This window comes from Paenibacillus sp. EC2-1 (assembly GCF_049311625.1).
Lineage (GTDB): Bacteria > Bacillota > Bacilli > Paenibacillales > Paenibacillaceae > Paenibacillus_AQ.
Genome location: NZ_CP186006.1, coordinates 4,667,372 through 4,681,439, shown reverse-complemented (window position 1 = coordinate 4,681,439; position 14,068 = coordinate 4,667,372). Strand labels below are relative to the sequence as shown.

The following is a 14,068-nucleotide window of genomic DNA, read 5'->3' as shown; positions in this document are numbered from 1 at the left end:
CATAAGAAATAGAGTGACATGCTATGGGATTGTTAGATTTTCCTAAAATATCGTGTTAACAGGGCGTAACCAGACGACCCTTACAACCGTTTGTATTGTAGGAGAGTTATTATGACCTTGCTGCACAGATCATACTTTCTATGTTGAACACATCGCTGCACGTAAGAGCATGGTACTGTTCCAGTTGAGCTTAATGCTAAATACCGAGCCATGTGAAGGGAGCGAATGAATTGAAGAACAAGTCTAAAAAGTCTGTTCAGATGAAGTCTACCGTATGTGCTGTTACAGCCACGGCTATGCTCTGTCTTGCACAACCAGTATGGGGGAATTCAAGTCATGGATTTACCGTTACGCAAGTAGACGCAGGGGGAATTGTAGAAACCGTGGCACAGAATATGAGTACAGAGATTCCAGAAGGAGCCAAAATTTCGGCCAAGCAAGCAGAAGAGACGATAAAAAGATTGTTTCCAATGCTGAATAAAGCGACAGCAACGAATGCTGAATTCGCAGAACAGAACTATTCAAACACAGGTGCAAAGGTATGGGAGATTATGTTCTCTTTTCAAAAAGGAAATCGGGGGACTGGATTTAGCGCTTCAGTGAATGCAGTCACCGGTGAAATTGTATCCGTGTATATACCGCGTTATCTGCTGATGTCTTTACAGGAAGGGCCCGCGCAACCACTAGGCAGAGAGGCAGCTTCCAAGAAGGCACTGGAATGGATTAAGAAGAACATAAAGAGCGTCAATGCAAACGAACTAGTTGAGAATCCCTTGTATATGGGTATGACGAAATCATTATTTAGTCCCACTACATATGAGTTTTACTTTAATGTATCTGTAAACGGAATCCCCTCGGATGCAGATATGATTAGCATGTCGCTCGATGAGCAAGGTCAGGTAACCACGTTCAATCGAACGCAGCAGTCTGAGCTAACACCGGCTTCTTCGGTAGCTAAAATTTCAGCAGAAGCAGTAAGAAAACAATATGAGGAATCTTTTGAAGTTGAGTTATCTTACATTCCTTCTGCACAGTTTGCCAGAACGCGGGGGTCATATTTCTTGGGGTATGTTCCGAAGACGGAGGCGGGCTTCTCGATCGATGCGAATACAGGAGAAGTGCTAGATTATGGGGGAGAACCGGTTAAGGCAGATCAATACAAGCCGGTAGATATCCCAATTTCATCTGGTGTGTATACTCCTTCTCCGAAGCCTTTATTAAGTGGAGATGAGGCTGTTAAATGGGTCCAATCGCAAATGGACATCTCAAAAAATTATAAAGCAACCAACAAAAGACTGGGAAAACGCTGGAGTGACAAGGAATCTAGTGTGTGGAGTATCTCGTTTAGTGATTTGCAAAATGGTAGGGATCTCTCCGTAGAGGTCGATTCAAAGACAGGTCAGATTTATACGTATAACTTTTATTCCTATCGTTTTGAATCAGGAATGAAGTCGGAACAGGATAAAACATCCGCAGTGAATAAGGTATCCAAAAAAGATGCCGAGAAAATTGCGTTTCGTACCATTTCCAGACTAACACCCGATGCTGCTAAGGAATGGAAGCTCACGAGTAGCGTTGAGCCAGGGAAAAATGATCCGTATCAGAACTATCAATTCTCATTTACTCGATACGCTGGCGGTATACCGATTTCAGGAGATACCCTTTCAATTGCAGTCGGAATGGATGGGCAAGTGAACCAGTTCGCTAACTATTCGTTTGCACAAATATCTGACTTGCCGTTAAATAGTAAGCCTGTTATTACAGAAGCGGAAGCGAAGGCAGCCTTTCTAAAGGAGACGGAGTTAAAGCTTAAGTTCGCTCAATATGGTGGCTATATGTCCATGAATGGATCAGGTGAGCCGAGCACGAAGCTCGTGTATTATCCGGTACGGAAGGATATCAACTCGATGTACTTAATTTCAATACCACTTGATGCTATAACTGGAAAGTGGCATGATACGATCCTACTTGAGTATTCGAACACAGAGACTGCTCCTGCAAAAGATACGAAGGGACATAAGTCAGAAGCAGCATTGAATACAATGGTTCAGTATCGGGTGATGATTCCGGATGAAGATCAGAAGATATCTCCTGATCAGGAAATCACGACTGGAGACTGGTATCTGTTCGTTGCCAGAGCCCTGAACTCATCTCTGGATCAGTATTATGGGGAGAACACAGAGCCATACGGAAGTATTAAGCCAGAGAATAAATATTATAAAGCGATTCAGAGTTTAGTATCACAGAATTGGCTCCCATATGAGCCGGATGCCGCCTTTAGTACAGAACGTAAGATTACTCGAGACGAACTTGCTCTTATGCTGACTCAGATGTTGAATTATGAGAAACTGGGTCTTACCTTCACCAAAGATGATGTCATTCCTGGAGCTATCGATTCCGCTTCTGTTATGAATAAAGGAGCTGCGATTATTACGATGAAGCTGGGATTAATCCCTGTGATTGATGGAAAGTTCATGCCTCAGCGGGTCGTTACACGTGCAGAGGCTGCGGAAGTGCTACTACGTTTGTCTGAACTTGCAGGGAAGAGTGATTCGTTCATGAACGAAAATTTCATGTGGTAACCATTGCTTTCTTGAAGGTTATCTGATCAGCGTAGACAATCCTTGTTTTGAACTTGGAAAGGCTAAACAGAAGCTTACGGCCCATGGGTAATATGATACAATAACCATGCTGAGAGTGTGGAAGACGAAGGGCGGGTGTACCCATGAAATTAAACCGGGCGGCATTTATAAAACTGCTGCTGGTCGGGACATTAGCGGTTACCGTTGCTGCAGTCCCTGAACCGGTTGAAATCAGTGATGTATATGCCAATTCCAATAAAGCAGTTGTGAAATCCGTTAACGCGATTCAACAGAAGCTGCTTGCTGCAATGAATAGCAGGGAATCGACCGTTCGTTTTGTGTATCAGGGCCATACCAAGTCATTAAAGACACATCTTAAGGATGCGCTCGATCAGGCGATGGATAGCGACCCCTATATTCACTATACAATTGCTAGCTACAGCTATGATTATCGCGGTACCTCAAGTTCTGCTGACGTCACTGTTCGTTTAACCTACCGTGAAACAGCGGAGCAGACCGCATACGTGAATCAGAAGGTGAAGGAGATTCTGAAGGATCTGTTGAAGCCGGGGATGAATGATCATGAGAAAGTGAAGGCCATTAACGATTGGGTTATATTGAATTTGAAATATGATACTTCACTTCAGAAATATACCGCCTATGATGGGCTAAGTAGTGGTAGCACAGTTTGCCAGGGTTACTCTTTATTAACCTATAAGCTGCTGAAAGAGTCGGGAATTCAGAATAAGATCGTTGAAGGTACAGCATATGCAGAAGGAAATCCACAGGGACAGCTTCACGCTTGGAATCTGGTTTTAGTGGATGGGCAATGGTACCACTTAGATACAACATGGAATGATCCAGTTCCTAACCGTGATGGAACGGTATCCTACACCTATTATCTAAGGAATGATGCACAGATGGGTAAAGACCATACGTGGACGAAAACCTATCCGAAGGCGGATACATTGTACCGGAATACCTTAAAAGCATTAGTATCTGAGGGATCTTCTAAATCTGGACTATACCAGAAGCTCATGAAAGAATTAGACTACCATCTCTATGAGGAAGAAGCGATCGTAAAGACATATAGTGATTTACAAGGCAAGGTGAAGGCAGCGAATAAAGCAGGTAGATCGGAGCTGGTCTTTCGGTTCGATGGGAAGGAAACGGACTTGCTAGTTGTGCTGCAGAATCTTCAGCGTAAATCAGGTGTCGGTGCGATTAAATACTATCATAGTCTTTTGGATGATACGGATGATTTGAAGGTCCACATCTCGTGGTAAGCAAATCTCATCACTTAAAACAACAGGCCGCTCAAGGTTTAAACCTTGAGCGGCCTGTCTTTATATTATAGATTAGTCTTCGTACTCAAATCACATTCCTTAAGTGGGGTAATTCGGCTCTTCTTCACAAGACGGTAACCGAACCAGATGGAAAGGAAGAGCGGTATGCTAAAGTAAGTTGCGATAATCGTATACCAATCAATATCTCCACTGAAACCACCTTGTCCAAGGATGGCAATCAAGCAGAGTACAAATGCGAATAATGGACCGAATGGGAACCAGCGAGCACGGAATGGCAGATCTTTCAGATCATGGCCTTGTGCGATATAAGCTTTACGGAAGCGATAATGACTAACAGCAATCGCTAACCAGTTAATAAATCCGCACATTCCTGATGCGTTTAGAAGCCAGATATAGACCACGCCGTCTCCGAAAAAGGAAGCTAGGAAAGCAAGCATACCTACAGCAGTTGTCACGATCAGGGCGCCTACCGGCACACCACGACTATTCAATCGGCTGAGCCATTTAGGAGCCATGCCTTGCTTAGCCATTGCATACAATACACGAGTAGATGCATACATGCCCGAGTTACCGGCAGACAGTACCGAACTCAAGATGACTGCGTTCATAACTGAAGCTGCGAAGGCCAGACCTGCTTTTTCAAACACTAGTGTAAACGGGCTGACACCAATATTGTCCACGCCGGACTGCAGCAGACTTGGATCTGTATATGGAATAAGCAGACCGATAACCAGGATAGCGAAAATATAGAAGATCAGAATGCGCCAGAACACCTGGCGAATCGCACGAGGAACATTCTCCCTTGGATTTTCACTTTCTCCAGCAGCTACCCCGATCAGCTCAGTCCCTTGGAACGAGAAGCCTGCAGCCATAAACACACCAACCAGAGCGAAGAATCCACCGTGCATAGAACCGCCGTCCATATTGAAGTTCGTGAAGCCAACTGCCTCACCACCAAGAATCCCGAAGATCATGGAAACGCCGACGATCAGAAACAGGACAACCGTAATTATCTTAATCATAGCGAACCAGTATTCCGATTCACCATAACCTTTAGCTGAGAGAAAATTCAGACCGAACATAATAGCAAGGAACAAGAGGCTCCATAGGAATGACGGGCTGTCCGGGAACCAGAATTTAATAATTACCGTAGCAGCCGCAAGCTCAGCGGCGATGGTGACTGCCCAGTTATACCAGAAGTTCCAACCAACAGCAAAACCGAATGCGGGACTAACAAAACGTGTCGCATAAGTACTGAAGGATCCTGAATCCGGCAGATAAGTAGCCAGCTCCCCCAGACTCGTCATCAGAAAATATACCATCAAACCTACGGCAGCATAAGCGATAAGGGCTCCGCCTGGTCCTGCTGAAGCGATGGCGCCTCCACTTGCAAGAAACAGACCGGTTCCGATCGAGCCACCTAGAGCAATCATTGTCATATGCCGTGCTTTTAAACTTGTCTTAAGAGAAGTCGCTGGTGCTTTCTTGGATCTCATGTTGAACAACACTCCTTCTTTCTACATTCATATCACAAGGGTAGGAAATAACATAAATAGGGCCGCAGGTTATGACCTGCGGCCCTTGGTATACCGCATCAACCTCCATGAAGATAGCACAACACGGGATACGAATCCCGTGACAGTTCCGTCCCTTTCAGGAGCGGCCCCAGCAGGCGTTACAAGAGCATAACACATACTTCGGCGAATAGACCTTTCAACTGTGCGTCATGGGTGTCTCTTCACCTTAACACATCTACTGATCCTATTCGCAACCTCTACCTCATCGTGGAATGATGAGGCTATCTAATTATTCATTTTATTTGAAGAGAGTCTAAGTATAAGACAAGAAATGCGGTTGGATCAATGGTTAAATATAACATCCGCTGTTATTGTTTAGATCGCTTCGCCATTTGCTGCCATACAGTTCCTGCAGCTTCTTCTCCAGATTCAATCCGCTCGAGGGCCATTCTAGCCTGCAGACTCACTTCAAATTCTGGATCTTGTGCGGCTTCCTCGAGTGCAGAGCGAGCATCCTCCGTACCAACTTCATACAGGAAGCGAGCGGCGCGCCACCGTACCAGTTTGCTGCTGTCTTTTAGTGTCTCCATCATAACAGGTGTAGCTGCTGCATCACCGATATCGGACAATGTATCTCCGGCTGTACGGCGTACGGCAGGTGTGTCATCACGCATCGCTTCATACAGAAGCTCCATTGCTTCAGGTGTACGAAGATCGCCCAGGTATACAACCGCGAGACGTCTAATCTGCATTTTAGGATCTTTCAAAGCGTCCGAGAGAATGGAAATATGTTCTTCCTTCGGCTCCAAGAGCTCAAAGGCTGCATAACGCACACGCCAATCTGGATGTTTCATTGCGGTTTGGATTTCCTCATCCGTTAGCTTACGGCGCTGCTCAACAAATTCTTCATCTCCTAAACCGTGTGCGATCGCCTGAGCAACCACCTTGTCCAATCGTTCTTGTGGATATGCGGCTTCAATTTCCTGCTCAACTTCGCGGGCGATATCGGCCAGCTCACCGTAACGAACACCATAGTCTTTCAATTTTCGTTCCTTGATGAGCATGGCCGAGGCAACCTCGGTTACCGCTTGAGTGAAGCGAGGGGAGAGGGCGATACGCTCTTCGCGGCCTTCACCTTTTACACGAATCTGCATCGGTATTCCCCGGAACAACTGTACAAATACCTCCGCTTCTCCAAAACCGGATTGTTCACTCGCACTGTCTTCAAGACCTGTCTTCAGACCTTGCTGTCCAAATTTCTCTTGAACCTCACCAAGAATAGAAGGCCAGTCAGCGCTTCCCTTTCGATCTAGAGCAATAAAATCGGCAGTATGAAAAACACTTTTCACCCCAGGAATATGCAGAAGCTCACGAATCCATGTAGGAGCAGAGCGTTCATTATCTGTCGTATATGTTTTGCGAATCCCGGGTTCGAGTGATTCATCCAAGTGGAGCTTCATGGAGTTTGGACTCGGGGTAGGCTCGATAAACGTAATTTTCATCGTAATTAACCTCCTTCTCATTCTTACCTATTGTACCTCTTTTGAAGACAGGAACAAACATAACTCACGACCCATAAACTTTTTAAACCTTTCTTGGATAAAAAGAGGAAGGGATTGTAAAACTGATAATGGTGATAGAAGGAGGCTATTTATGCTACCGGATAAGCAGGAAAAAAGACTTGCCCTGGTCTGTTTTGTTGTAGCAGCGATCATGCTCTATGGAACGGTAAAGGCCTTGATTCGCTTTATGCATTACTTCAGCTAGTCCATATACAACCTATTATTTAAGCCCAAACAACAAGGAGTGAACCTTATGTCATCGCTGGACCCTGTTTTGATGAGCCGGATCTTAACTGCATTAACTTTATTTGTACATATTGTTCTTGCTACGATTGGCGTTGGTATCCCTTTAATGCTTGCACTTGCTGAATGGCGCGGCATTCGTACCGGAGATAACCACTACACGTTGATGGCACGCCGCTGGGCAAGAGGGTTTGTTATTACAGTCGCAGTCGGTGTCGTCACAGGTACGGCGATTGGATTACAGCTGAGTCTGCTGTGGCCAACCTTCATGAGAGTTGCAGGTAAGGCGATTGCGCTGCCGCTCTTTATGGAGACCTTTGCATTTTTTATCGAAGCGATATTTCTGGGTATCTATTTGTATACGTGGGATCGTTTTAAGAATAAAATGACTCACCTTTTGCTATTGATTCCAGTTGCGATCGCATCCTCTGCTTCAGCTATATTCATTACGAGTTTGAACGCATTTATGAACCAGCCTCAAGGTTTTGAGCTGGTGGATGGTGTGTTTACGAATATTAATCCGTTTGTAGCGATGTTCAACCCAGCGACACCAACGAAGGTTAGCCATGTGCTGGCGTCAGCTTATACGACAAGTGCTGCTGCACTTGCAAGTATAGCTGCCTTCTGTCTTCTAAGAGGAAGCAAGCATCCCTATTTCAAAAAGGCGTTGAAGCTGACGGTCATTTCCACCTTTGTTTTTGCAGTTGCCACCGTGGCTATCGGTGATTTCTCGGGTAAGTTTCTTGCGAAGTATCAACCGGAGAAGCTGGCTGCAGCAGAATGGCATTTTGAGACGATGGAGAAAGCTCCTCTAATTTATGGTGGGGTGTTAGATGAGAATCATGATATCAGATATGCTTTGAAAATCCCGTATGCACTGAGTATTCTTGCTGGGAACCGGCCCGATACGAAAGTAATCGGTCTGAATGAATTTCCTGAAGATGAACGTCCACCACTTATGGTGCATTACTTCTTTGATTTAAAAGTTACGAATGGTGTAATGCTTCTTGTCATTCCACTGCTGTATATCTTCCGTAAAAAACTTCCGGGTAAAAAGCCGTATCCCAAATGGCTGCTTATTGCTCTATTCGCACTTGGTCCGCTGGCTTTGGTAGCGATCTGGCTGGGCTGGTTCTTGGCGGAAGTAGGCAGACAACCGTGGATGCTGAGAGGGTACATGAAAGTGTCTGAAGCAGCGACTACCTCAACAAGTGTAGGGTGGATGCTTGTGCTGTTCATTATTTTATACTTGGTGCTATCGGTGTCTGCAATCCGTGTCTTGGGCAAGTTGTTTCGTAATAAGAATGCGGAGGACGAGCTTAGAATGCTTGAACTGAATGACAAAGGAGGCAATGCATAATGAGTTACGGAGTAGTGGCAATTGCGATTCTTTGGACGTTTTTGTTCGGGTATTTGATCGTAGCGTCAATTGATTTCGGGGCTGGATTTTTCAGCTATTACAGCGTCTTGACCGGGCATGAGAACAAGATACATAACATTATTCAAAGGTATCTATCACCGGTGTGGGAAGTAACCAATGTGTTTTTAATCTTCTTCGTCGTAGGGCTTGTTGGATTTTTTCCTGATGCAGCGTTCTATTACGGTACGGCACTCCTTGTTCCTGGGAGCCTTGCTACCGTGCTGCTTGCGATCCGGGGAGCCTACTATGCTTATAATACTTATGGTAGCAACAAGGATAACAACATCATATATATGGGACTGTATGGAGCAACAGGCCTGCTCATTCCTGCAGCACTGTCCACGATTCTTGCCATTTCAGAGGGAGGAATTATCTATCTGGAGGGTGATAAGGTACTGATCGATTGGATTAGCTTCTTCACGAACCCGTATACATGGTCTGTCATTCTGCTTGCTCTTGTTAGTGTCCTGTATATCTCGGCTATGTTCTTGTCTTATTACGCGAAACGAGCGGGGGATGAGGTTGCCTTTGGCATCGTCCGTGGGTACGCACTAATTTGGAGTGGACCAACCATACTGTGTTCGTTCTTTGCATTTTTGACCTTAAATCGGCAAAATCCAGAACATTTTAGAGCTATGCTGGATATGTCTTGGATGTTTATAGCATCATTCCTGTGCTTCCTGTTTGCGGTTTATGCGGTTTGGAAGCGGAAATGGCTTGGACTAGCTTTTATTATGGTTATGCTTCAGTTCGCCTTTGCTTGGTATGGGTATGGACGGTCACATTTACCATACGTGTTGTATAAATATATCAATATTCATGAAAGCATCACGAACGACACTATGGCGATTTCTATGATTACAGCGTTTGTGCTTGGTTTATGTGTGTTGATTCCGTCACTTGTCTTGCTCATGCGGCTTTTTCTGTTTGATGCCAATTACATTCTCGGAAAATCCGGTAAAAAGGGGTGAGAAGCAATGGAGTATTTCACTATTTTTATCGCTCCCATGCTGACTGTTGCGGTTTCGATCGTTTTTATGGTGATCTATGCAATGAAATTTAAAGATCCTTCTGAATAAAATTAATATTGTTCATTTTGCTAGCAAAGTTGAGCACTTACGAGTAAATGGGGTAAAATTAACGTATGGAAGGAGGAGGCATAATGCCAAAAATCCGCTATAACAATATCGATAACGTCAGTACAGATAAGACATTGAAGCAATTTAAGCAGTGGCGTGACGAACGACGAAATAAGAAAAAAGACTATTCATACGTCATTCCGAATCTGACGCCTGATCTTGAATATTTACACGGAAATAGGCACGAAACCTCCGTAACCTGGGTCGGACATGCGACATTTTTCATCCAATATGAAGGGCTTAATATTGTGACTGATCCGGTATGGGCGAAAAGGATGGGGCTTTCAAAACGTCTTGGAGAGCCAGGTATTCCTATTGCTGAGATACCACCGCTTGATGTTATTCTCATATCGCATTCGCATTATGACCACATGCATTTTTCGTCCATTCGAAAGCTGTACCGGGAGGGTACAACCATTATCGTCCCTGTAGGGCTTAAGCGTAAAATGATGAGCAAAGGGTTTAGGCGTGTCATTGAGCTGAAATGGTGGGAGACCACGACGATTGGCGGCGTCACCATAACTTTCGTTCCTACCCAGCACTGGACAAGGCGCACACCATTTGACACCAATACCTCGCATTGGGGTGGATTTGTGCTGGAGCCCGAACTTCAGCAGAAGGATAAGCCAGATGAGAATACGGATTCTCATGATACCACGCGTATTCTTCCGCCAAACTTATATTTTGCCGGAGATAGCGGGTATTTCCCAGGATTTAAAGAAATCGGTAACCGATTTAATATTCATATTGCATTGATGCCGATTGGAGCTTATGAACCCGAATGGTTCATGACATCACAGCATGTCAATCCTGAGGAAGCGCTGCAGGCATTTTTGGATGTGAAGGCTGAGATAATGATCCCCATGCATTACGGAACATTTCGTCTTGCAGATGATACAGCGCAGGAAGCACTTGAGCGAATGGAAATCGAGCGCGAACGGCTCGGAATCGGTGAGGATCAAATTCGTGTGCTGAGTTATGGAGAGACTTTTAAGGTACAACCTGAACGGAGAGCTGTAGAGTCTTGATTCATGGATTCTATAGAAGAACTGCTCTTAACTAACAAGCCTTCTGAGACCTGTCGTGCGACAGGTTTAATTCAGGAGGTTTTTTCCATTGTTATAGGACTTTCTCTGTCTGAATGCGTCAGAATGACGTTTTTAGGCGGCAAAGCTTCGTTAAAAGGAGTTCTTATGCTATAATGTGCACAAACCAATAGTTAAAAAGGATGGTAATGCTTAATGATCAGTACAAGCGGGATTACGCTCCGCTATGGCAAACGAGCACTATTTGAAGATGTAAATATAAAATTCACGCCAGGCAACTGTTACGGCTTGATCGGAGCTAACGGTGCAGGTAAGTCCACTTTCCTTAAAATCTTGTCCGGTGAAATCGAGCCGAACCAAGGCGAAGTTCATATGACGCCTAATGAGCGGATGGCCGTTCTTAAACAGAACCATTATGAGTATGACGAGTATCCGGTTCTAGAGACGGTTATTATGGGACACTCACGCCTTTACAAGATCATGAAGGAGAAAGACGAGCTTTACGCTAAGGCTGATTTCTCTGAAGAAGACGGTATGCGTGCTGGTGAACTCGAAGGTGAGTTTGCTGAGCTAAATGGTTGGGATGCTGAGCCAGATGCTGCTGCACTTTTGATCGGACTTGGTATTCCGCGTGAGCTTCATGATAAGAAAATGGCAGAACTAAGTGGTAATGAAAAGGTTCGAGTTCTCTTGGCGCAAGCTTTGTTTGGTCGTCCGAACAACCTGCTCCTCGATGAGCCTACCAACCACTTGGATTTAGAGTCCATTCAATGGCTCGAGAATTTCTTGATGGATTATGAAGGTACCGTTATCGTTGTATCCCATGACCGTCACTTCTTGAACAAGGTATGTACGCATATTGCGGATATCGATTTTGGTAAGATTCAACTGTATGTCGGTAACTATGACTTCTGGTATGAGTCCAGTAAGCTGGCGCTTGAACTTCAGCGTGAATCGAACAAGAAGAAAGAAGAGAAGATCAAGGAACTTCAAGCATTTATTCAGCGTTTCTCGGCGAATGCTTCGAAATCGAAGCAGGCGACTTCTCGTAAGAAGCAACTCGATAAAATTACGCTGGATGACCTTCGTCCTTCGAACCGTAAATATCCGTTCCTTAACTTTAAACCAGAGCGTGAAGCAGGTAAGCAGCTTCTAACGGTGGACGGCATTACGAAGTCAATTGAAGGCGAGAAGATTCTGAATAACGTAAGCTTTGTTGTAAACAAGGGCGACAAGATTGCTTTTGTTGGACCGAACGGTCTGCCGAAGTCTACATTGTTCCAAGTTATCACTGGGGAAACCGAAGCGGAAGCAGGAGAATATAGCTGGGGTGTAACGACGACTCAAGCTTACTTCCCGAAAGATAACTCCGCTTATTTCGACGGTGTTGATTTGAACCTAGTAGAATGGCTTCGTCAATACTCCAAAGATCAGGACGAGACATTCTTGCGCGGATTCCTTGGACGTATGTTGTTCTCCGGCGAGGAAGCACTGAAGAAGGCGAGCGTTCTGTCCGGTGGAGAGAAAGTTCGTTGTATGCTGGCTAAAATGATGCTTAATGGTGCGAATGTGCTTATCTTTGATGAGCCTACGAACCACTTGGACCTCGAATCCATCACTGCGCTCAATAACGGACTGATTGATTTCGATGGAACGATCCTGTTCACTTCGCATGACCATCAGTTCATTCAGACCATTGCGAATCGGATTATCGAGATTACACCTAACGGTGTTATCGATCGTCAGATGAGTTATGATGAGTATCTGGAGAGTGAAGAAATCAAAGCTCTTCGGGATAGTATGTATCCAGCTGAGGTATAATACCAATTTGCATACGAAAAAGCTGCACCTTCAATGGAAGGGCAGCTTTTTTGGTCTGATTGAAGTGACGATTTACACGCCTGTACGACGGCGCTGGTTGTTCGGCTTCTTGTTGTTTTGACTCTTCATTTTTTGCGTTGTACCAGGCTGGAACGAACCTTGTTTTGTAGAAGAGTTTTGTTGTTTCTTTTGCTCCAGTTTCTGACGGATCGCATCAGCTAGACTCACCTTGCGTGAATCGTTGTTTTCCGACATGATTGTTTCCTCCTCGGATTATGAGTTGTCCTCATTTTATTCGTTTTTAAAACGGACGGCAAGGGCAACAATAAATATATCGGTTGGAAAACAGCATTTTTGCCTGGAGCAACTCTTTTTCGTTCAACTCACAAGGTTTCTCTAGACTCACAACGTTTCTCTAGACCCACAACCTATGCCTTTGCTAGGATAATAAAGAAGTTTTGAAAAAAGGCCTTATTGGCCATAGGAGAAGCAGTAAAGGAGAGACATTTCCCGGTGAACGCATATGATGACATCAAAAAGGGAGAGCGGGGAGCATGGATTAGTATTATCGCATATCTAATCCTCTCGGCTTTTAAATTATTCTGTGGTTACATATTTGCTTCCAGCGCCCTGACTGCTGACGGATTCAACAACTTAACAGATATTGTTGCTTCCTTGGCAGTACTTATTGGATTGAAGATTTCACGCAAACCACCAGATTCAGATCATGCTTATGGGCATTTTAGAGCAGAGACGGTAGCTGCGTTAATTGCTTCATTTATTATGGCAGTGGTTGGTCTTCAGGTGCTTATGGAAGCGATAAGTTCCTTTTTCGAGGGAAGCAAATCTACACCAGATGTACTGTCTGCTGGAGTAGCAGGACTGTGTGCGGTTGCGATGTACGGCGTTTATCGTTACAACGTTCGATTGGCTAAACAGATTAATAATCAGGCATTGATGGCTGCTGCCAAAGATAATCTGTCAGATGCAATGGTTAGTGTTGGAGCCGCTGTAGGTATCATTGGTGCTCAGTTTGGTCTTCCCTGGCTTGATACGGTAGCTGCGCTTGCAGTTGGGGTACTTATCTGTAAAACGGCTTATGAAATCTTTAGAGACTGTACACATAGTCTTACGGATGGATTCGATGAGGAGCGGCTCTTGGATCTAAGACGCACTATTGCGAAGACCCCAGGAGTAGAAGGAATTAAGGATGTTAAAGCCAGAATTCATGGTAACCACGTACTGGTAGATGTCGTTGTAGAGGTGGATCCACAGTTAAGTGTCATCGAAGGACACCGAATTAGTGATACCATTGAGGAACGTATGGTGAAGTATCATAACATTATGAATGTTCATGTACATGTTGAACCGAAGGATATATAAATCTGCGAACGGCATATAAAAAGGACTGCGATTCGTCGCAGTCCTCTT

At 44.7% G+C, this 14,068-nt stretch carries 11 protein-coding genes and 1 riboswitch; of the genes, 8 read left to right on the top strand and 3 right to left on the bottom strand.

Annotated features, from left to right (window positions below; genetic code table 11):
• Positions 1-230 precede the first annotated feature (230 nt).
• Positions 231-2,582 (top strand): YcdB/YcdC domain-containing protein, encoded by a 2,352-nt coding sequence (locus tag ACK8P5_RS22010; protein WP_422658352.1) that lies wholly within the window; start codon positions 231-233, stop codon positions 2,580-2,582.
• A 143-nt stretch (positions 2,583-2,725) separates the two neighbouring features.
• Entirely contained in the window at positions 2,726-3,868 is a 1,143-nt protein-coding gene (locus ACK8P5_RS22005) for a transglutaminase domain-containing protein (protein WP_422658351.1), read from the top strand.
• A 65-nt stretch (positions 3,869-3,933) separates the two neighbouring features.
• Here the strand turns inward: ACK8P5_RS22005 and ACK8P5_RS22000 are convergent, their stop codons facing one another.
• The gene (locus tag ACK8P5_RS22000; RefSeq protein ID WP_422658350.1) at positions 3,934-5,385 is read right to left on the bottom strand and encodes an amino acid permease; all 1,452 of its coding nucleotides are present in this window, start codon (positions 5,383-5,385) and stop codon (positions 3,934-3,936) included.
• Positions 5,386-5,491: 106 nt separating this feature from the next.
• Positions 5,492-5,674, bottom strand: a riboswitch (Lysine riboswitch).
• A 100-nt stretch (positions 5,675-5,774) separates the two neighbouring features.
• The gene (locus tag ACK8P5_RS21995; protein ID WP_422658349.1) at positions 5,775-6,908 is read right to left on the bottom strand and encodes a virulence factor; all 1,134 of its coding nucleotides are present in this window, start codon (positions 6,906-6,908) and stop codon (positions 5,775-5,777) included.
• 313 nt (positions 6,909-7,221) lie between these two features.
• Here ACK8P5_RS21995 and ACK8P5_RS21990 point away from each other — a divergent pair, with 313 nt between their 5' ends.
• From ACK8P5_RS21990 to ACK8P5_RS21970, 5 genes are all read left to right on the top strand, one after another.
• The gene (locus tag ACK8P5_RS21990; RefSeq protein WP_422658348.1) at positions 7,222-8,571 is read left to right on the top strand and encodes a cytochrome ubiquinol oxidase subunit I; all 1,350 of its coding nucleotides are present in this window, start codon (positions 7,222-7,224) and stop codon (positions 8,569-8,571) included.
• A complete protein-coding gene (locus ACK8P5_RS21985; RefSeq protein ID WP_422658347.1) occupies positions 8,571-9,602 on the top strand; it encodes a cytochrome d ubiquinol oxidase subunit II in 1,032 nt (343 codons plus the stop codon). The genes ACK8P5_RS21990 and ACK8P5_RS21985 overlap by 1 nt, the downstream gene beginning before the upstream one ends.
• 6 nt (positions 9,603-9,608) lie before the next feature.
• Complete coding sequence (gene cydS, locus ACK8P5_RS21980; RefSeq protein WP_422658346.1) at positions 9,609-9,710, top strand: cytochrome bd oxidase small subunit CydS; 102 nt, start codon at positions 9,609-9,611, stop codon at positions 9,708-9,710.
• Positions 9,711-9,793: 83 nt separating this feature from the next.
• Positions 9,794-10,798 (top strand): MBL fold metallo-hydrolase, encoded by a 1,005-nt coding sequence (locus ACK8P5_RS21975; protein WP_422658345.1) that lies wholly within the window; start codon positions 9,794-9,796, stop codon positions 10,796-10,798.
• Between the two features lie 213 nt (positions 10,799-11,011).
• Entirely contained in the window at positions 11,012-12,637 is a 1,626-nt protein-coding gene (locus ACK8P5_RS21970) for an ABC-F family ATP-binding cassette domain-containing protein (protein ID WP_422658344.1), read from the top strand.
• Positions 12,638-12,709: 72 nt separating this feature from the next.
• Here ACK8P5_RS21970 and ACK8P5_RS21965 read toward each other — a convergent pair whose 3' ends face one another.
• The gene (locus ACK8P5_RS21965; protein ID WP_422658343.1) at positions 12,710-12,892 is read right to left on the bottom strand and encodes a hypothetical protein; all 183 of its coding nucleotides are present in this window, start codon (positions 12,890-12,892) and stop codon (positions 12,710-12,712) included.
• Positions 12,893-13,150: 258 nt separating this feature from the next.
• On the opposite strand from ACK8P5_RS21965, the gene ACK8P5_RS21960 reads away from it, so the two are divergent.
• Complete coding sequence (locus tag ACK8P5_RS21960) at positions 13,151-14,020, top strand: cation diffusion facilitator family transporter (RefSeq protein WP_422658342.1); 870 nt, start codon at positions 13,151-13,153, stop codon at positions 14,018-14,020.
• Positions 14,021-14,068 lie beyond the last annotated feature (48 nt).

Excerpts from the sequence above, each read along its gene's own strand:
- ACK8P5_RS22000 (WP_422658350.1), bottom strand. The coding sequence starts at position 5,385 with ATGAGATCCAAGAAAGCACCAGCGACTTCTCTTAAGACAAGTTTAAAA.
- cydS (WP_422658346.1), top strand. The coding sequence starts at position 9,609 with ATGGAGTATTTCACTATTTTTATCGCTCCCATGCTGACTGTTGCGGTT.
- ACK8P5_RS21975 (WP_422658345.1), top strand. The coding sequence starts at position 9,794 with ATGCCAAAAATCCGCTATAACAATATCGATAACGTCAGTACAGATAAG.
- ACK8P5_RS21985 (WP_422658347.1), top strand. The coding sequence starts at position 8,571 with ATGAGTTACGGAGTAGTGGCAATTGCGATTCTTTGGACGTTTTTGTTC.
- ACK8P5_RS21990 (WP_422658348.1), top strand. The coding sequence starts at position 7,222 with ATGTCATCGCTGGACCCTGTTTTGATGAGCCGGATCTTAACTGCATTA.
- ACK8P5_RS21995 (WP_422658349.1), bottom strand. The coding sequence starts at position 6,908 with ATGAAAATTACGTTTATCGAGCCTACCCCGAGTCCAAACTCCATGAAG.
- ACK8P5_RS21970 (WP_422658344.1), top strand. The coding sequence starts at position 11,012 with ATGATCAGTACAAGCGGGATTACGCTCCGCTATGGCAAACGAGCACTA.
- ACK8P5_RS21965 (WP_422658343.1), bottom strand. The coding sequence starts at position 12,892 with ATGTCGGAAAACAACGATTCACGCAAGGTGAGTCTAGCTGATGCGATC.
- ACK8P5_RS22005 (WP_422658351.1), top strand. The coding sequence starts at position 2,726 with ATGAAATTAAACCGGGCGGCATTTATAAAACTGCTGCTGGTCGGGACA.